Origin of the sequence: Vibrio sp. B1-2 (genome assembly GCF_963888445.1) — a bacterium.
Lineage (GTDB): Bacteria > Pseudomonadota > Gammaproteobacteria > Enterobacterales > Vibrionaceae > Vibrio > Vibrio anguillarum.
This window is the reverse complement of record NZ_CAWPJH010000003.1, coordinates 116,886-136,185: the sequence shown is the minus strand read 5'-3', so window position 1 is coordinate 136,185 and position 19,300 is coordinate 116,886. Positions and strand designations below refer to the sequence as shown.

Below are 19,300 nucleotides of genomic sequence, written 5' to 3'. Positions count from 1 at the left end.
TTTGTTGCCATATCAGCTCAGTGAAAACCGAATTGTACTTTAGGCAAGTACTTGGCCGTATTTTGAGAGTGAACGATGAGCCGAACCAAGAGGCTTGGCTGTTCACTTTTGCAGAGCAAAGCCTTATCGAATATTCCGAACGCATTGAGCAAGATATTCCTGAAACCTGCCTGTTTGCGAAAATGAGCCAAAATGAAGCTTTCCATATCGACGGTTTGAATATCCGCCCACTGCAATCGGCCACTTCTGAACAGAGTGACATACTCGTCCCCACTCTGGATTGGAACTCTTCAATTAAAAATGGAACGTCAGTTGATGGCTCAAATGAGCCCTTTGATGAGTTACATTTAGGGCGCTTTAAGCAGCGAGTGATATCGGCGTTTGTGTAGTTTTTGACCGATAATGGGGGGCTGCTTTGTTTAGTCTGCAATTAATGATGTAGAAAAGCCTTACATATAAGTCAGTTACTGAACTAAAACATAAATTTTTAATTGTGCAATAAGATACTTTGCAATTTTCTGCCTATGATTTTTTGGGGTTATCATAGGCAATCCTAAATGAATGACGAAACATTGAAGCTGTTAGAAAAGATTCATTCTAAATTTAATATCGGTGTTGGCCTCGTTGCTGCTACAAAGGTAACAAAATCTCTGGGTGGTTTAATACTTAGATGCTAAAGGCAAGGAAAAAATCATCATATCGAACCTTTGGAAGGATAAAAAATTCATTATGCCGTTGTTAATGGTTTGAATATAAAGAAACACCATCCAACATCTAATCCAACGGTAAAGCAATTAGGTGTTTTGGCAAAGACACTGTGAATAGCCTTAAAAAAGGAGCAGTGTTAAACATAATTATCTCCGCCGGAATAAACACGAACGAATTAGTACTTAATGATGATTATCATTTGGTTGATTTGTTTGGGCATGTTGGCAATGATATTTCCAAAGCCATGACCGTTATTTCTACTAGTGCTTATGTGGTTGTTGAAGTCTTGCTCTACCGATATTAGCAGGTGTTGTACTGTGGGTTGGGGTTGATTGGGCAATAAATGAAATTTGGGAATCATTTAAAATTGAAGACGCTATTATTGAAGGATTGAGAAATGCCACAAAAAATAGCTAATAAGCTTATGTATTCATACAATGCATTAGTGAGTTTTTCTAAAATCAGAAACGCGGCCAGATTAACGGGATGCGATACACTGTAGCCCACAGCGATTGACTAGCGACCTGTTATTTCTCAGTCAGAGGGTTGATTACTCAATGGAGCTGGATTTAGAAAAATAACGACCCGCGTCAAGATAATTAACCACTTTTAATTTTTTAATGTAACCTCACCTTATTATTCAAGTGGGGTCTCAAATCCCTTTATTTGACCTTACTCAAACATATTACCACCCTTGCGTCTTTGGTATTTGGGTTGAACGTTATGATAATAATCCTCCCAACCAATATCCTTTGATGGCACCCGCAACATATCTTCCGTTACCTTAACACCCTCATCAAAAGGATTTTTCCAGGAAATAGGTTTATTATTGGAACTTCTCACACTAAAACGCCCCGTGGGATCATGGGGCGTGTACAAAATATTCCAGATGCTTGTTTGTATGTTAAACCTAGAGAATTCAGTGAATACGAACCACCGTCCCCTCCAAGAACATTTGGTATATCCTCTTCAGGCAGCTCAACTACACATGGAAGCGTAACATGGACAGATGGTACCGGTGACTTGGCAGGTGAAGAGCATTACGCTGCATACAGTTCGGTTACTTGGAGCCATTTTAGGGAACGGGTGATCGAAGCGTTTTCGGCGATATAAATATTATGTTCGTATTAGCTTAAAACAGGCTATTAATTAATGGGGTCCATCTCCTTTAGCCGCGAGATAGTTTTCCCAACCCACATCATCAGAGGGCTCAATAATTTTAAGTTGTTTGATATCTACGTCAAATGGGTTAAATGATTCGCAAGCATCTCGACTAACTTTGGGGGCAGCACGTGCAAAATGCATTAAAGAGATGCACGGAGCATTTTCTAACAAAGCAAATTTGGCGGCCTTATTGATTAAACGACGGATTAACCGCATGTTTCCTTTAGAAAAAACATAAACCCTTTTCATTAAGTCTTCAGATGCCAATCCAGATTTCGTTGAAAAGGGGAGCGCCGCATCTAACATCGTCAAAAATGTTTTGTATCTGATACGCTCACTCGTTTTTTTTACCTTAAATGGCTTTAAATGGTGTTGAGATTCAAAACGCCCACGTAATTGATTGTTCGCCCTTAAAATCTCTGTTGAATAAGGCATTCCAAAAAGCACAACCGGTATTTTTGATTCAATAATTATCATCTTTAACCAGTCAGCTGTGATATGAAGTACATCCTTACTCTTACGATCAATCATATGTTGAAATTCATCTATAATAATGAGCTCAACCCTACACTCGCGGAGCAAATCCTTTACAATTTTCATTAACTCGGCGGGATCTTTTCCATGATTAAATGCTAACGGATCTCCCATCGAAGACAACAGTCTTTCTGATGCCGTGACAGGATTAGCATTTGCAGGTAAAGACGTGAATAGAATGGGAATAATGGAACCATCATTAGCTTCCATCCTCGGATTATCCGACAAATATTTATCTATAATTGTCGTTTTCCCCGAACCGCTGTCACCAACAACAATTAAACATTCCGGTTCAGAAATACGATCACTATCTTCTCGACATTCGTCTATATCTGCCAAAATTTCATCAATTTGAGCATCACTTATAAAAATATTTTTCACCTGTTGATGTAACATTTTAACTGAAGCCGTCATAATTGATTCCCTCGAACAGAATCAATCTTCCAGCCATCTGTATCCACATCAATTCCCCAGTCGATATCATCTTCATCAATATATGATAACTCTGGCCTTTTCTGCGATTTTGTCCGCTCAGAATGCTCTCGTACCCGTTCAAATTTAGAGGCTTCTCTGATCCCAATATTAGTTTGCTTATCATTGCCAGATAGGTGCAGTGCTTCATAGATGATATCGTATATCACTCGCCAAGCTTTGATAACATCATGATGTCTATAGTTATTTCTTATGTGGTCTCGTGCATAATCGCAACATACTTTGTGAAGCCACTCCGACACTGAATATGCGTAGTCAGGATCCACTGATTCAACGGCAAAAAATTCATGCTTATCTTCATCCAGAACGTATATTTTACCCATGCAAGTAGGATCATATTTTATTTTGACCTTAATACTCTTACCATCATAGGTATGCTTACCAAAATATTGAGCAAGTGACGCACTGGAATAGCGGAGTGTTTTTTTAAAACGAATACCGTTTTTGTCTAATGAAATCTCAGCATTTTTACCGAGATTAAATCTTAGTTCATCTATTGTCCCCTTAAATGGGCGAGGCGGAAGAGCACTTCGCATGGCATCCGCCCAAGTAAGATTAGGGATATTAGTTTCTAAACCATTAGGGCTAGATTGGTATATATCGATTAGCCAAACATGAATAACTTTCATCAAATCCGAACGGGTAATAATCGCATTTTTTTGTGGATTATAATCACCTCGAGCAAAAATATTACTAAAGCTCTTACCAGGAATTCCAGAAAGCAATTTATTGTTGATTGTTCGGAAATAACGTTCAACGGAACCCTTCAACCATGGTTTTTTAACAGGATTCTTTTTAACCTTAATGCGTAAATTTTTACAGGCACTAACAAAATCTTTACTATTAAATTCTGCTCCATTATCAACAATGAGGTGTTCTGGCAAACCGTAGCATGGCCATTCATTTTTCACATCGGGATATAATTCTTTAACATAATCCTTAGGCAAAATAGCATTTTCTAGCGCCAGAGAAACCGATAAATAACTTGGCGGCTCAAAGCCCAAATAGAAGCCAACCACACTTTTCGTATGAGTATCAAAAAGTAATGTAAGCCACGGACGCCCAAGAGGAAGCGTACGAGCATCATCAATCACAAACAAATCTAAGCGGGTGTGATCAGCTTCAACACGCTGTAAAACTCGAGTCGTTTCCGGTCGGTGTCCGACTTTCTTGTAGAATGTATCGGCGGCTTTTTTTCCTTTTTTAATTAGCAACCTTTCATAATCTGGCTTTTTAACAATTCGTTTTCTAAAGGATTCGTATTCAAAAGTTAATTGGGTGTCATTACACTCATTATGTCGATCCAATTCAACTTCTAATAACGTAAAGGCTTGTTGAATTGTCGGAGACTCTTCCGAAAAATACGACTTTATAGCGTTATCTATGTACTCTTCCAGTTCCAAGGCCTTCCGAGGAGCTCTATTACCGCTAGTTACTCCAGGAACCAAATAAGAAAGTACAAAACCAGATTTCTTATACGTATTCCAATAACGATATATCGATGGAGGAGATGGTACATTCGGATAAAATTTATCTTCAAGGCCTTTCATCGAACCCAATATTTTCTTTAAGGTTAGACTAGGGCCATGCAATTCAATAAGGTAATCTAATATGTTGTATCGATGAATTGCCTCATCTCTTCGTTTTTCATCGAATGAAAATAGGTCTTGATACCTTTCTTGAAGTTCGGTCCCAAATGGTGCACCCTTTGATGTCTTAGGCACAGAAATAACTGAGCTTTTCTCTGAGAAAAAACCACCAAAAGCATGAACATCTTCAGAGTTGTCGCTCATGAAACTCTCCAGATAAGAGAATCATGGCTAATTGGACAATGCCAATCAAACTCTAGAATTTTTTTTGCAATTAAATCATATAGCGCAGGCAATATAGATGCAGATTGTCCCTGACTAGCTTTTAATACTTGCGAAATTCGCATTTCACCGTAATTTTGGAATAACTTTAAAAGCCTAATCTGAACATCATCAAGATTATCAGAACAAGCATAGCGATGAATGATCTTCAAATTATCTAATAAAGGGTAAATTTGAATATCCTCTTCTGTCAGAACGAGTAAATCGTGTCCGTTGGCAATTGCTTGTTGCCTCTGCGCATCAAATTTTTCTTTAAATTCATCCTGTTCAGTTACCCATTTAGGCTTAACTTCATAATATGGTGCATAACCATCATGAAAATAGCAAAGCATATCAGGAGTGTATCGACGTAAACGTCCGTTCATCCGATATTTAAAACCCAATGGTTGAGTTTCGAATGTTTTTATCTGCGGAGCAAATTCAAAATGGAAACATGCATCAAATTCAAGATCGGATTCTGTCGTTTGAACTGAATCTGTCTTCAAGCTCACAAAACGTGAAATGTTCTTAACTTTGGAATTTTTAAGGATTCGTTTTTTCATATCAAACAACCACACCTGTAGTAAACTTTCAAAAGTGTGGTACACTTTTTATACAGAAGCAAGGTATGGTTGTTTAAATTTCAACGTATGGTTGTTTTATTGCAATGTATGGTTGTATTTACAATGGTTGTTAAAACTATTGATTTACTCTCGGCCAAACACGTTATTTTCTTGCTCTTGTACGCGGATAAATGTGGTGCGCTTTGTGAGCTCTTTTAACTTAGCTGCACCGACATAAGTACAAGTTGAACGCACACCACCAAGAATATCAGAGATGGTGTCGTGAACGCTGCCACGGAAAGGTAGCAATACAGTTTTGCCTTCCGCTGCGCGGTATTTTGCAACGCCGCCAGAGTGCTTCGCCATTGCAGACTGTGACGACATGCCGTAGAACTTCATGTAGCTCACGCCCTCTTTTTCAAACACTTCGCCGCCAGACTCTTCATGGCCTGCTAGCATGCCACCAAGCATGACAAAATCAGCGCCACCACCAAAGGCTTTAGAAACGTCACCTGCGCATGTGCAGCCACCATCACCAATGATACACCCGCCTAATCCATGCGCCGCATCGGCACATTCAATAATGGCTGAAAGCTGAGGATAACCAACACCTGTTTTCACGCGAGTGGTACAAACCGAGCCCGGGCCGATACCAACTTTTACGATATCCGCACCCGCTAGAATGAGCTCTTCGCACATGTCTCCGGTGACAACATTACCAGCTGAGATCACTTTATCTGGAAATTGCGCACGCACGCGTTGTACGTAATCGACCAAGTGCTCAGAGTAGCCGTTAGCAATATCAACACAAATGAAAATCAGATCGTCACTAAGCGCCATGATATCTTTGGTTTTTTGAAAATCAGCATCAGATGTGCCAGTTGAAACCATCACATGCTTAAGTGTTGATGCATCGGCGTTTTTAACAAACTCAGCCCAATCAGCTACTGAGTAATGTTTATGAACCGCTGTCATTACCTCATGTTCAGCAAGTGATTTTGCCATAGCAAAACTGCCTACCGAGTCCATATTCGCCGCAATAACAGGCACGCCGGACCATTGACGCCCACTATGCTTGAATGTAAAATCGCGGGTTAAATTTACTTGAGAACGGCTTTTTAGTGTTGAACGCTTAGGGCGAAACAGGACATCTTTAAAACCTAACTTAAGTTCTTGTTCGATACGCATTATGTAATTCCTTGATTAATTGACCATTTGTGTCTCTTTTGCAGAGTGCGTAGTACCTTCGTTGGCAGACGTCAGTACATTTTGGACACAAAAAAACCGGAGCGTTGGCAGACGCTCCGGTTTTCAGCATTATAGGCCCGGATTTCTTATCGGCAAGTCTGATATTTGCATTTTTTTTGTGGTACTATCTCGAAACTTTCATATCCGACACTTCTCAAGTCCATCTCTCTCAAATACTCATCGTGTAAATTTTTATTTTTCAATACGTTATTAAAGAACGCATCATTTTAGCGAAAGCTTTCATACAATAAGCAAACGTTACCTTGTTCAGCATTGCGCCGAAAACGTGAGAGAAATCACGCTCACAAAAGAGGTGACTCAGACATTTCTATCGGCGATTTTTACAGATTGTGGTGAATGTTTATCATTAATCCGTCCGTTTTCGATTTTAGTGACATCCCCCCGCAACTCCTACCATCCCAAAGACATAGTTATTTTGTGGTTTATTTTCTGTGATATTAGGCGTATTTATAGTGAAAATTATAAGTCTAATTAGGAAGAGAACATGATCAACATTGCATTTTTCAGCGCAAAATCTTATGACGCGAGTTCTTTCTCAGAGGTCAGTGATACAAAAATCTTCTCGCTGCACTTTCACGATTTTCGACTCACCCCAACCACAGCTAAAATGGCCCAAGGATGCACTGTGGTGTGTGCCTTTGTGAATGACGACTTAAGTCGCCCAGTATTGAGCCAATTGTATGAAAATGGGACGAGGCTTATCGCAATGCGCTGTGCCGGATTTGATAAAGTCGATCTCGATGCCGCAAAAGAGCTGGGTATTCAAGTGGTGCGAGTGCCCGCATATTCACCAGAATCGGTGGCAGAGCACACGGTAGGAATGATGATGTGTTTGAATCGCCGCTTTCACAAGGCGTACCAACGTACCCGAGACGCTAACTTCTCATTAGAGGGGTTGGTCGGGTTTAACTTCTTCGGTAAAACCGCGGGAGTTGTTGGCACAGGAAAAATTGGTATTGCCACAATGCGCATTTTGAAAGGGTTGGGAATGAATGTACTGTGCTTCGACCCTTATCAGAACCCTCTGGCGATTGAACTCGGTGCAACTTACTGCAGCCTTGAGGAAATCTACCAACAAAGTGATGTGATTACGCTTCACTGCCCAATGTCGCCAGAGAACTACCATTTACTCAACAGTCACGCATTTTCCCAAATGAAAGATGGCGTGATGATTGTAAACACCAGCCGAGGTGAATTACTCGATTCAGTTGCAGCAATTGAAGCACTGAAACAAGGTCGTATCGGCGCTCTTGGTTTAGATGTTTACGACAATGAAAAGGATCTTTTCTTCCAAGATAAGTCGAATGATGTGATTGTCGATGATGTATTCAGACGCCTATCGGCTTGCCACAATGTACTATTTACGGGACATCAAGCCTTTTTGACTGAAGATGCACTACACAATATCGCTCAGACAACTTTGGATAACATTCGTGCCTTTGCAAACAATCAACGTTGCGGAAATGAGCTTGTAACGCTTGATTAATTAAACCCATCGATAATATGAAGCCTCCTTGATGAAACACCAAAAGGAGGCTTCGAAATCATCAACACCCTGATTCTATCAACGTATTTGTAAAGAGGCTAACGCTTCAGATGTGGCATCCTGTATTGATAAAAACAATGAGTTAATTTTACCCGTCGTGGTTCGCATCGGGTTTAAAGTAATGCTTTGGTACATATATTCGGCTTGCTGAGTGACAGGGCGAACATTACGACATTTGAAGAGATATGGGCGCTGCTGCCAAGTAATAAAACTACGACAACCTAAGTCATACACAGGTTTAGTTTTGAGCTTAAACCACTCTTGGGGGATTTCAGGAAACAGTTCAAAAATGGTTTTACCAATCGCATCGTGCCCTTGAATACCGCTGTGGTGTGTCATGAATCCATTCCACACTTGCACTTCGTAATCACGATTAATCACGATCAGCCCCATATCGACATTCTGCACCATATCCACCATCCAGTGGAACTGTTCAAATTCTGCAGGGAGATTCATCGTTAAAAATCCTCCATCAAGTACGCTAATTTACTGTCTAGCAACGGAAGAGACTCATCGACAAACATAAAGAGCAAGTCACAGCGGATCGTCGTTTGATCAATGTTGTAGCTCACTTCAAACGTCATCGTTTTTTTAAATGATCCAGCGGTGGAATTGATCACAGAGTCAATGGAGATGTGTTGCCCAAGCAATACTGGAGAGCTTTGAAAAAAACGCACCTCCGATTGCTCGCCTAATCCATTCAGAAAAGAACCAACTAATATGTTTGATACATCCATTAACAGTTCTAATTCTTCAAGCTCTTCACTGTCTGCTGGCACTTTCATTAATTTTTTCAGATCAGAAACACTGGAATCACTCAAGAGCACCAGTGCTTCACCTGCAATGCCTTCACCGCTAAAGCCTTGACATACACCAGAAACTTGATCATTTTCCGCCAAGTCACGAAGTGCCATATGTAGCTCACTCACTTCAAAAATATTGACGTTTGGTAGCGGTAAATGAACAAATACATCAAAGTGCCGCGCCAGAGCATCAGCTGCTCGACCAATCGAAACGTTCGCAACTTCCATATAGATGTCACGACGTTTTAAGATGGGTAGTTCAACGGAGATAGGCGTAACGATACGAGGCTGTGTTGGCGGTTCGACTAACTCTCGTAGTACGCTATTTAACACGTCCTTATCAATCGGCTTTTGAATAAAAGCACGCGCCCCTAACGCCAATACTCGCTCTTTCGCTTTCGGCTGTATATCACCAGAAACAACAACAACAGGCGTTGTCATCCCTCTGCGTTGCATCTCTTCTAGCGTTCCGTAGCCGTCCAGTTCAGGCATAGTTAAATCGAGGAACATTAATTTAAAATCATGCTCTTCAAGATTTTTGATGCCATCTAAACCATGGACTGCGAAAGTAATATCGGCGTTTAGAGAGGCGGGAAGTGAACGAGCCATCTGCTTCCGAGCCAGTGCAGAGTCATCACAGATGAGTACGGGGAAAGACATGTAATCACCTTCTATTTATTAATTCGATAAATAGAGTGTATACCTAAACCTCGCGTAGATGCGAGTTGCGCAAAAAATTAATTAAAAAGTTTTAGGGATTATAAAAGGCTACACACTCAAGCGAAACATCGGTTAGCAAACAGCAATGTTCGCTCATTTCAACCTCATAGTGAGGGCCAGAAGGTCAGTACAGCAATCCGCAACACAATAGCGGTAACAATGAATGCCACTCCCAAGCGGTACCACTTATATTCCTCAATTGACATGGGAATGCGACGATAAAACATCGTGATGACATCTTTCCAGTCATGGCTACGTTTACCATACCGCACAATACTCGTCAGAATAAAAATGATACCCAGTATTAAGATAACTTTCTCTGCCCAAAATAATCCGATGCCCATAGTACTTCCTTGTCCAAGAGATAAATAATCATTGCCAACAGTGTATATCGAAAAGATGAGCGCCACTCTTGGACAAAAGTCTAAAGTGCAAAAGCACCAAAAGGGCCCAGTGAGGAAGCCCTTTTGCATTAACAGAAATAATTTAGTTCACTATCACATTAACCATCTTACGCGTAAGTTACGCATAAAGACGCTATGTATTAAGTGCGCTACGCGTGATGCGCCGTTGTTTTAGAGATTGCAGAGGTTAATTTATCTCGATAACTGAACCAGAGGTATGTCACGACAATAGAGAAGAAGAGATACGACAAAGCAAAGATAAAAGGCGATGTGATCAATTGCGCCGATATCCCCCACGCAACACCGATAATGGTCACTGTCAATTTAGCAAGAAGCCCACAGATGAGAAGAAAAAGGGCAAACTCCGGCACTTTAGTACTTCGAAACGCAAACCAGTAACAGCTGCCTACTGCGAGTGACGCGATGTAAAGCCCAAGCAAAAATGAATGAAAGTGATCAGCAGAGGCCACACCCGCCGAGACAGACGCCATTAAAATCAGTATTAGTTTCATGTTGTAAACCTCTCTTTTTATGAGAAAGTATCCATTCATTTTCGAAAACTCAGTTTACATACATTTTCCTCCATTAAATAAGAATTTCAAGTTCAAAAAATAAGCAATTTTTCCTTATTGGCTTAGAATAAAACAATTGTTAATCAGTGGTTAACAACAGAAAACCCAAAAATTAGATGGGACATAGCATTACCCAAAAAAACCCTTCAAAATGGAACTAATTGTAACAATTATTTAACCGAGTAAATATTTCATTGAAAGTACAAATTTGTGATGTGTACAGCGCAACGTTCCGAGTTGTCGCCAAAACAACTTAAAGATGCTATTTGATAGGGAAAAATTGCCTCAGTTTTGAGGAGAATCATTCAGCCAAAAAAGAGAGCCATTAAATAGGAAAGTAAACCTAACCCTTCTCCTCACTCAATGAACATTGGCCAGTAATAAACGGCTTCAACCATCGAACTCATCTGACCACTAACCCTGGCTAAAACTTCAACTATGTCAATGGGTAATAGAATAGTAATGTTAATTTCAAGCCTCATCATAAGAAAATGCAACATAGAGCATAAAACCTAATAATTTTAAGAAAGTTTTTCGAGTTTTATCGAGTTATGATTGACAAGATAAAAGTTTGAACTAGACTTTGCACTAGCTAGAAAGCAGTTCTTTGTATACACATACGTCTCGTTGGATTACTTGTAACTCCCCCGTCGTGTCGTACGCAATAGCAATCTACTTTTCCACGCTATCCGCGCCGTATTCGGCTGTAAAATTTTTTTTGATTTTGGGTATAAAAATGGCTAACACAGTTACTGGTACAGTAAAATGGTTCAACGAAACTAAAGGTTTCGGTTTCATTCAACAAGAAAACGGTCCAGACGTATTCGCACACTTCAGCCAAATTAAAGGTGACGGTTTCCGCACTCTTGCTGAAGGTCAAAAGGTAGAGTTTGAAGTAGCTCAAGGTCAAAAAGGCCCTCAAGCTGAAAACATCCGCCTAGTATAATTTTTTACTAAGTATTCTAATAGCCAGCAATTTGCTGGCTATTTTCGTTTTTACCTCTTGGCATTCTTCCAATGGCTCTTAAACCGACAATCTATAAGTTCCGTATTGCGCTGACGGATACTAATCGCGATCATTATGACTCTTTAAATCTCACCATTGCTCAGCATCCTTCAGAAAGCAACGAACGAATGATGGCGCGCATTTTGGCGTTTTGTCTTAATGCTTCACCCGAGCTAACATTTACTAGAGGACTTTCTTCCATTGAAGAACCTGATCTCTGGCTAAAATCATTAGATGACCAAATTCAGCTCTGGATTGAAGTTGGCGAACCCGATGCTGATCGCATTAAAAAAGCCACACGGCTTGCAAAACAGGTGAAAGTCTACAGCTTTAACACGAAATCGCAGGTTTGGTGGGAGCAAAACAAGGGAAAGTTCTCTCACCTCAATGTCGATCTATTTCGCTTTGATGCTGCAGCGATTGAAAAACTCTCTACTTCCTTGAACCGAGGTATGGATATTTCAGTGATGATTAGTGGGTCTTCTATCTTTATTGATAGCGATAGCCATTCCGATGAAATTACTTGGCAAGCACTACAAATAAAAAGTGAGCATTAATTGCCCACTTTTCAGTATCTATACCCAAACAACTTGAAGTTGCAGGTAGACGGCAAGTGAGCTCATCCCCATGAGCATAGATGAACTATGTGATTGGGGTAAGCGAACGTAACCAACACCGCTGCAGCTTTAAATGGGAAGGGTATAGGCCCTTAAAAGAGCCTAGATTTAGATAGCGCTTTATACTTTATAAATAGGCATGTGGACCAAAGACTTCGTAATGGATACGCTCTCTTGTTACGCCAAGCAATTCAAGCTGTTCAACAATGAACTGCATAAAACTGACGGGGCCACAGATATAAAAATCCCCCTGTGTTAGCGGCAGTTGCTCGCAAACTTCATGCAAGATCATAGAACCTTGCTTGGCTGGTGTTTGCTCACTTTCCAGATACCAGACCACTTGCTGCCATGATGGATGCACCGCCATTAATGTCGCGGTTTCATCAATAAAGGAGTGTTGTGATAAATTGTTGCAAGCATGCAGATACGTCACCTCTTTTTTTCCTACTGACGCAAGCTGTTGAAGTATGGCTTGCATCGGTGTTGCCCCGACACCTGCAGAGATAAGTACAACGGGAGCGAGCTTCTCAACATAGAAAAAATCACCCGCTGGCGCATAAAGTTTCACTCGACTGCCTTTTTCAACATAATCATGTAAATAGTTAGAGACTGTCCCAGGATGTTCAGTATCCACGCCTTCACGCTTCACAGAAATGCGGTAGTTTTTTCCATTAGGTTTTTGTGACAAGGAATATTGACGAATTTCACTGTATGACGCGCCTTCCGGCTTGAGCTCAATCCCAATATACTGACCTACCTGATAATCTAATACTGCTTTACCATCAGCAGGCTCAAAGATAAAGCTAGTGACGAATTCAGACTCTTTCACTTTATCTTGCAACACAAACTCACGCGCGTTCTCCCAACCACCGATCGCCTGCTTACGCTGTAAGTACAACTCTCCTTCTCTATCAATGAAGACTTGCGCTAAAAAGAGATAAGCCGCCGTCCATGCTGCTTCAACGTCAGGAGTAAAGGCATCGGCAGCAAGCTCTCGCAACGTTTCAATAAGGTGATGACCGACGATTTGATAGTGCTCCGGCTGAATGTTAAAGCTGGTGTGCTTTTGGGCAATACGTTCCACTGCACTGGTTAATGCGGCGAGATTTTCAATATTTTTCGCATACGCGGCAATCGCCTCAAACAGTGCAACGCCCTGACGGCCAGTATGTTGATGGGTCATATTAAAAATATCTTTTAGCTCAGGATTGTGAGTAAACATTCTCTGATAGAAATGAGCTGTAAGCGCTGGCCCGGCAGATTCAAGCAAAGGAATGGTACTTTTGACAATGGCGATGTGTTGATTATTGAGCATATTGAGCTTTCTCCTCAGATTTTATAAATGGCGAATTAGATTCGCTCTGATACTGAAGCTTGTATAGCACAAAGCATGCCAACATTAATCTATTGATTTTTAAATAAAAAATAAAAAATCATCAAATAATCAGGTCATAATAACACTTCAAAAAATGTCATTATGACACTACAATATCCAAAAACATCACCTGAGTGCTTACCATGCAAGATTTTTCCATCTCTACCTTGATTGAAATGACCATAGGACTCGCAAGTGGTTTGAATGATCAAGATAGATTCAATCGCCTGCTTGATGCGATTCGTAAAACCATTCAATGCGACTGTGTGATGCTGCTTTCACGCCAAGGTGATTTGTTAATCCCCCTTGCGATGCAAGGCTTGACTCGCGATACCTTAGGCCGACGCTTTTTAATTGATGAACATCCCCGCTTTCGTGAGATTTGCCACGCTGATGGGCCGGTTATTTTCGATGCGAATTCATCACTACCCGATCCTTTCGATGGTTTATTAATGGATCATGATGGCGACCTTCCCATGCACTCTTGCATGGGCCTACCCCTTTTATTTGGTGATAAACTACTCGGTATCTTGACGCTTGATAGCCTTAATCCCAACATGTTTGAGCATATTCCCAAACGCAGCCTAGAAGCGTTGTCGGCAATCGCGGCCTCTACCTTGAAAATGGCACTGACCTTTTCTCAACTTGAAACACAGGCCAAACAATCCCAGCAACGCTTAGAAGAGCTGAATGAAGAAGCATGGGACAGAGAAGGTGGAGAGATCATCGGTTCAAGTGCGTCGATGCTGGCCATGAAAGCCGATTTGGAAGTGGTCGCCCCTTCTAATTTCAACATTTTAATCCATGGTGAAACGGGTGTCGGTAAAGAGCTGGTCGCACGAACACTGCACCAACTATCAGCGCGTAAACGCCAACCTCTTATTTATGTCAACTGCGCCGCAATTCCAGAAAACTTGGTCGAAAGTGAACTATTTGGGCATGTCAAAGGAGCCTTTACTGGAGCAGAACGGCATCGCTTAGGCAAGTTTGCATTAGCCGACGGTGGAACCTTATTTCTCGATGAAATCGGTGAACTGCCACTGGCTGCCCAAAGCAAGATTTTACGTGCATTGCAGAACAATGAAATTCAGCCCGTAGGACAAGATCATGTCCAAACCATTGATGTACGAATATTGGCAGCGACAAATCGAGATTTAAAGCAAGAGGTGGAAGCGGGAAGATTCCGAGCCGATCTTTACCATCGACTCAGCGTATACCCTGTTCATATCCCTCCGCTAAGAGAGCGAAATGGTGACGTTACCTTGTTGGCAGGTTATTTTTTAGAGCAAGCGCGTCGCAAGCTCGGTATCACACAGCTCAAAATCGATCCCAACGCGCTGGCTGGGTTACTCAACTACTCATGGCCCGGTAATGTTCGCGAATTAGAACACGTGATCAACCGCGCAGCGCTGAAAGCACGAGCCAGACAAGGCTTACAAGCGTTGATCACCGTCAACAGCTACGACATAGGCGAGTTAGATTTCAGCCTACCTTTGGTTAACACGCAAAGTACGTTGAGCGACAAAGAGGTCACAGCGAAGGTGTGGCAACGTGGGCTGCGAGAAGCAACGGATGAATATCAGCGTAAATTGATCAGTGAAGCATTGACCCAATCCGATTTTAATTGGGCAAAAGCGGGAAGATTATTGCAAGTGGATCGCGCGAATCTCACTCGGCTTTCAAAACGCTTAGGGATTTCGGTGAAAAAAACACACGCAATTGAGCGTTAATCTCACTGTCATCACTAATATATCTTTTCTCACCCAGAGAGCCATTACAGGTAAGACGCTCACCATACTGTGTGAGCGCTCATTATTCGGCGGTTAGCTACCCACTTCACTCGGCAGCACTTCTGTTGCAACTAAAGCGCGTGGAAATGCGTTTTCATACGCTTGCATAAAGTCTTGGCGGATCAGTTGCTCTAAATGGTTGGCCCGCTCTGTTGGGCAAAAAATCATGAAATGCACGATCTGTTCTCCTGCGGCTGCGCTGCTGATCTGAATGTGCGGCTCAGCACTGGGCAAATCTACACCCGCATGTTTTTCAATCATGCTGTTATAGCGCCTTGCAACATCAATAAAGTGGGCAAAGTGGCTCTCAATCTTTTCATGCATAATCGGCAATAAAGGGTACAAATTTACAAATTCAGGCACTACTATCGAAAAGTTATGAAACACATAACGCTTCATAAAATTAAGGTTTTTTACCGGAAACGAGAAGAACATACTATTTGGCAAGGTCGCAGTTTTTCCAGTGTAGTGGTATTGACCATGATTCAAGTCGATTTCTTGGATCACGGTTGCCATCAAGTTATGTTCGATCACTTCACCGCTCAGTTTTCCGACTTCAATCCAATCCCCGATACGAAATGAGCGAGAGCTCGCTCGCTGAATTGAACCCGTAAAACACAAGATGATCTCTTTTGATGCGACTACAATGGCGACCGCTATCGCAGTCACTGACAGTGCAAATTCATTGATCTCTGATTGCCACAATACGAAGAGGATGACCAAAGTAAACGCAAAGGTGCCATTCTTGGTGCGTGACATCCATTTACGCTGCTTTTCGGTAATCAGTGCGACATCGCCACGAATTTGAGAAAGCACAACTCGCCGCGTCAAAATAATCAACGTCATGATTAAAATACTAAACACCAATTTATGAGTGATAAGAAAGTCCCACACCGCGACCACTTTCTCCATATCAATCCCCTTCTTTTATTTTTATGCATAATGAGCAGCAACACATCTAAGCCACTAGAGAGCAGCAGATTGAGATCGTGTTAGAAATTTTAGAAAGGTATTGTAACTGAGTGAATAGTTAACGTCGGCATAAGGCGCAATTATTATGCGCCCTGTCATAGCTTTGGAAGAGAAACTCCCTTTGAGATTGGCGAAAGGAAAGGTTTGTTATCAGTGTTGATTCGCCAACGCTGTCTTTTCAGCCAGTTTTACAATCACGTTTACCGCTTGTTCCATACCTTCAATGGTAATGAACTCATGAATACCATGAAAATTATAACCGCCAGTGAAAATATTAGGGCATGGCAGGCCCATGAATGAGAGCCTCGCACCATCCGTACCACCTCGAATAGGTTTGATCAGCGGTTCAACATCACAAGCGATCATGGCTTGTTTAGCCAGTTCAATGACTTGTGGATGAGGCTCGACCATCTCTTTCATATTGAAATAGCTGTCCGTCACAACCAACTCAACTCGTCCTTTCTCAAGACGGGCATTTAACTGGTCCACTTGCTGCTGTATAAACGCTTTACGAGCTTCCAAGCCTTCTCGTTCAAAGTCTCTAATAATGTAACCCAAGGTTGAGCGAGCCACACTCATCTCTGCGGATTTTAAATGGTAAAAGCCTTGATAGCCCTGTGTGGTCTCTGGGGTTTGATCGGCTGGCATCATAAGCTGAAATTGTGCGGCGATGTTGATGGCATTCACCATTTTATCTTTCGCGGTCCCAGGGTGAACATTCACGCCATAGCAAATGACATCGGCGCTCGCCGCATTGAAATTCTCATACTCCAACTCACCCACCGGGCCACCATCAATGGTATAAGCCCACTGCGCGCCAAACTTCTCCACATCAAATAAGTCCGCGCCCCGGCCGATCTCTTCATCGGGAGTGAAACCGATACAAATATCACCATGTGCGATGCTTGGGTCGGCAATTAACCTCTCAATGGCCGTCATAATTTCAGCGATGCCTGCCTTATTATCGGCACCAAGCAGTGTGGTGCCGTCAGTCGTGATCAGATTGTACCCATGCAGTTGATGCAAATCCGGGTATTGAATAGGTGACAGCACCTCATCCCCTTTACCTAAAGCAATGTCCCCACCTTGATAATTCTCCACAATTTGCGGCTTAACGTGTTTGCCTGACGCGTCTGGCGCGGTATCCATATGTGCAATAAAACCAATCGCAGGAACAGGGTAATCAACATTCGATTGCAACTTCGCCATAACATAGCCGTGTTCATCAACCGTAGCATCGGTTAAGCCTAATGCGATTAATTCTTCATGCAGTGTATGGGCAAACGTCATTTGCCCTACTGAACTCGGGCAACGGCGGCTGGCGGGGTGAGATTGAGTATCAAAAGAGACATAACGCAAAAAGCGTTCAACAAGATTTTCCATAGCAAGCACTCAATAAGTTAGCATGTCAACGTATCGCCTATGTTGGGATACGCAGTTAATTGCAAGCTATACTACGCGCTCATCAGAAACGGAATTTGCTATAAATCAGCTTTTCAGCAATTACTGAGGTGTCAATCATTCAAAAAAGGGATCAAAAATGCCCACCGCAGTGAGCATTGAGAGAAGCAAACAGGGCGTTTAAAGCAGAATGAAAATGCCCGCTAGACATGCACTCATTAAGTTAGCTAGCGTACCTGCAATCACCGCTTTAATACCTAAATTCGCGACTTCTGCACGGCGTTCAGGAGCGATAACCCCGATAGAGCCTAATTGGATCGCGATAGAACCAATATTGGCAAAGCCGCACAGAGCAAAAGTAATGATAACTTGGGTGTGTTCCGACAACAGCGCTTTGTGGTCAACAAAATCAATGAAAGCCACAAATTCGTTCATCACCACTTTTTGCCCAATGTAAGAGCCCGCCATCAAGACTTCATGGCTTGGTACACCAATCAACCAAGCCAGTGGTGAAAATAGATAACCGAACAGCAGTTGTAAGGTAATGCCGTTCAAACCCAATAACTCACCGAAACTTTCAAGCCCAGTGTTAACCATCGCAATCACGCTCACAAATGCAACCAGCATTGTACCGACGGCCACCGCCACTTTCATGCCATTCATCGCCCCGCTCGCCAGTGCGTCAATCACATTACTTTCTTGCGCTTTATCCATCTCAATATTGGTTTGATCAAGTGGAACATCGCGCTCTGGTACGATGATTTTTGCCATCATCAAACTGCCGGGTGCCGCCATAAAACTGGCTGCAATAAGGTATTTAAGCTCAACACCTAGACCGGCATAGCCACCCAACACGCTACCTGCGACAGAGGCCATGCCTCCGGCCATGACGGCAAACAGTTCTGAACGTGTCATGCGCGACAAAAAGGGACGCACAAGCAGTGGTGATTCGCCTTGTGAAAGAAAAATGTTACCCGTAGCAACCAGAGATTCTGCTTTGCTCGTACCTAAAAATTTTTGAATACCACCACCGATAAACTCGATGACTTTTTGCATGATACCAAGGTAATAAAGGGCAGAGATAAGAGCGCTGAAGAAAATGATGATAGGCAGAACACGAACAGCAAAAATAAATCCGGAATCGGCTAAATCACCGAATAGAAAGCGGATTCCTGCATCGGCGAAACCCAGCAAACTCGACACACCGCCGCTGATGCTGGCTAGTGCGCTTTGTCCCCATGGGAAGTAGAGCACCAGCGCGGCAAAACCAACTTGCAGCAATAAAGCACGTGATACGGTTTTCCAATTGATGAAAGATCGATTTTCAGAGAGCAGGTAGGCGCAAGCGATCAGCGCTAAAATGCCGACGAGGCCAAAAAGAATATTCATTGTATTTACCTAGTTTGAAATTTGGAAATAAGGGTAGAACCAAAAAACTTGGCAAAGGAGGAATCATTGTCCTTTTGTACAACAAAAGCGTGACAAAAAGAGGGGTATGCGAACATATTGTTCAT

16 protein-coding genes and 1 pseudogene are annotated in these 19,300 nt (G+C 42.1%); 5 read left to right on the top strand and 12 right to left on the bottom strand.

The window, feature by feature from the left end; all coding sequences use genetic code 11:
• Positions 1 to 389: pseudogene (locus AACQ75_RS01985) on the top strand (diguanylate cyclase); the annotation flags it as partial.
• Between the two features lie 1,468 nt (positions 390 to 1,857).
• Here AACQ75_RS01985 and AACQ75_RS01980 read toward each other — a convergent pair.
• The 4 genes from AACQ75_RS01980 to AACQ75_RS01965 all read right to left on the bottom strand — a co-directional run bounded on the left by AACQ75_RS01980 (position 1,858) and on the right by AACQ75_RS01965 (position 6,499).
• On the bottom strand, positions 1,858 to 2,820 hold the full coding sequence (locus tag AACQ75_RS01980) for a TniB family NTP-binding protein (RefSeq protein ID WP_064626431.1): 963 nt from the start codon (positions 2,818 to 2,820) through the stop codon (positions 1,858 to 1,860).
• Entirely contained in the window at positions 2,817 to 4,691 is a 1,875-nt protein-coding gene (locus tag AACQ75_RS01975) for a Mu transposase C-terminal domain-containing protein (protein ID WP_064626432.1), read from the bottom strand. Before AACQ75_RS01975 ends, AACQ75_RS01980 begins: the two co-directional genes overlap by 4 nt.
• Positions 4,688 to 5,311 (bottom strand): heteromeric transposase endonuclease subunit TnsA, encoded by a 624-nt coding sequence (locus AACQ75_RS01970; protein ID WP_064626433.1) that lies wholly within the window; start codon positions 5,309 to 5,311, stop codon positions 4,688 to 4,690. Before AACQ75_RS01970 ends, AACQ75_RS01975 begins: the two co-directional genes overlap by 4 nt.
• A gap of 144 nt (positions 5,312 to 5,455) precedes the next feature.
• Positions 5,456 to 6,499, bottom strand: coding sequence for a GMP reductase (locus AACQ75_RS01965; RefSeq protein ID WP_019281666.1), 1,044 nt, complete (start codon positions 6,497 to 6,499; stop codon positions 5,456 to 5,458).
• 565 nt (positions 6,500 to 7,064) lie between these two features.
• On the opposite strand from AACQ75_RS01965, the gene AACQ75_RS01960 reads away from it, so the two are divergent.
• Positions 7,065 to 8,066, top strand: a complete 1,002-nt coding sequence (locus AACQ75_RS01960) for a 2-hydroxyacid dehydrogenase (RefSeq protein ID WP_094132996.1) — start codon at positions 7,065 to 7,067, stop codon at positions 8,064 to 8,066.
• Between the two features lie 78 nt (positions 8,067 to 8,144).
• On the opposite strand, the gene AACQ75_RS01955 is transcribed toward AACQ75_RS01960, so the two are convergent.
• The 4 genes from AACQ75_RS01955 to AACQ75_RS01940 all read right to left on the bottom strand — a co-directional run bounded on the left by AACQ75_RS01955 (position 8,145) and on the right by AACQ75_RS01940 (position 10,565).
• On the bottom strand, positions 8,145 to 8,582 hold the full coding sequence (locus AACQ75_RS01955) for a PAS domain-containing protein (RefSeq protein ID WP_094132998.1): 438 nt from the start codon (positions 8,580 to 8,582) through the stop codon (positions 8,145 to 8,147).
• A gap of 2 nt (positions 8,583 to 8,584) precedes the next feature.
• Complete coding sequence (locus tag AACQ75_RS01950) at positions 8,585 to 9,589, bottom strand: response regulator (protein WP_017046016.1); 1,005 nt, start codon at positions 9,587 to 9,589, stop codon at positions 8,585 to 8,587.
• Positions 9,590 to 9,753: 164 nt separating this feature from the next.
• Positions 9,754 to 9,993 (bottom strand): hypothetical protein, encoded by a 240-nt coding sequence (locus AACQ75_RS01945; RefSeq protein ID WP_170889387.1) that lies wholly within the window; start codon positions 9,991 to 9,993, stop codon positions 9,754 to 9,756.
• A 209-nt stretch (positions 9,994 to 10,202) separates the two neighbouring features.
• Positions 10,203 to 10,565: a hypothetical protein gene (locus AACQ75_RS01940; protein WP_026027849.1), complete on the bottom strand. Its 363-nt coding sequence runs from the start codon at positions 10,563 to 10,565 to the stop codon at positions 10,203 to 10,205.
• A gap of 796 nt (positions 10,566 to 11,361) precedes the next feature.
• Here AACQ75_RS01940 and AACQ75_RS01935 point away from each other — a divergent pair.
• Together AACQ75_RS01935 and AACQ75_RS01930 are read left to right on the top strand one after the other, a co-directional pair.
• Positions 11,362 to 11,571, top strand: coding sequence for a cold-shock protein (locus AACQ75_RS01935; RefSeq protein WP_010318975.1), 210 nt, complete (start codon positions 11,362 to 11,364; stop codon positions 11,569 to 11,571).
• Between the two features lie 71 nt (positions 11,572 to 11,642).
• Positions 11,643 to 12,188 carry a YaeQ family protein gene (locus tag AACQ75_RS01930; RefSeq protein WP_013868041.1) on the top strand — a complete coding sequence of 182 codons (546 nt, stop codon included), beginning with the start codon at positions 11,643 to 11,645 and terminating at the stop codon, positions 12,186 to 12,188.
• A 187-nt stretch (positions 12,189 to 12,375) separates the two neighbouring features.
• On the opposite strand, the gene hmpA is transcribed toward AACQ75_RS01930, so the two are convergent.
• A complete protein-coding gene (gene hmpA / locus AACQ75_RS01925) occupies positions 12,376 to 13,563 on the bottom strand; it encodes an NO-inducible flavohemoprotein (protein ID WP_170889386.1) in 1,188 nt (395 codons plus the stop codon).
• 203 nt (positions 13,564 to 13,766) lie between these two features.
• Between hmpA and norR the strand changes: the two genes are divergently transcribed.
• Positions 13,767 to 15,353 carry a nitric oxide reductase transcriptional regulator NorR gene (gene norR / locus AACQ75_RS01920; protein WP_170889385.1) on the top strand — a complete coding sequence of 529 codons (1,587 nt, stop codon included), beginning with the start codon at positions 13,767 to 13,769 and terminating at the stop codon, positions 15,351 to 15,353.
• 93 nt (positions 15,354 to 15,446) lie between these two features.
• Here norR and AACQ75_RS01915 read toward each other — a convergent pair whose 3' ends face one another.
• The 3 genes from AACQ75_RS01915 to AACQ75_RS01905 form a co-directional block, all read right to left on the bottom strand.
• Complete coding sequence (locus AACQ75_RS01915) at positions 15,447 to 16,325, bottom strand: mechanosensitive ion channel family protein (protein WP_017047149.1); 879 nt, start codon at positions 16,323 to 16,325, stop codon at positions 15,447 to 15,449.
• Between the two features lie 210 nt (positions 16,326 to 16,535).
• Complete coding sequence (gene pepT, locus AACQ75_RS01910) at positions 16,536 to 17,768, bottom strand: peptidase T (protein WP_170889384.1); 1,233 nt, start codon at positions 17,766 to 17,768, stop codon at positions 16,536 to 16,538.
• A gap of 198 nt (positions 17,769 to 17,966) precedes the next feature.
• Complete coding sequence (locus AACQ75_RS01905) at positions 17,967 to 19,175, bottom strand: NupC/NupG family nucleoside CNT transporter (RefSeq protein ID WP_013868046.1); 1,209 nt, start codon at positions 19,173 to 19,175, stop codon at positions 17,967 to 17,969.
• Positions 19,176 to 19,300 lie beyond the last annotated feature (125 nt).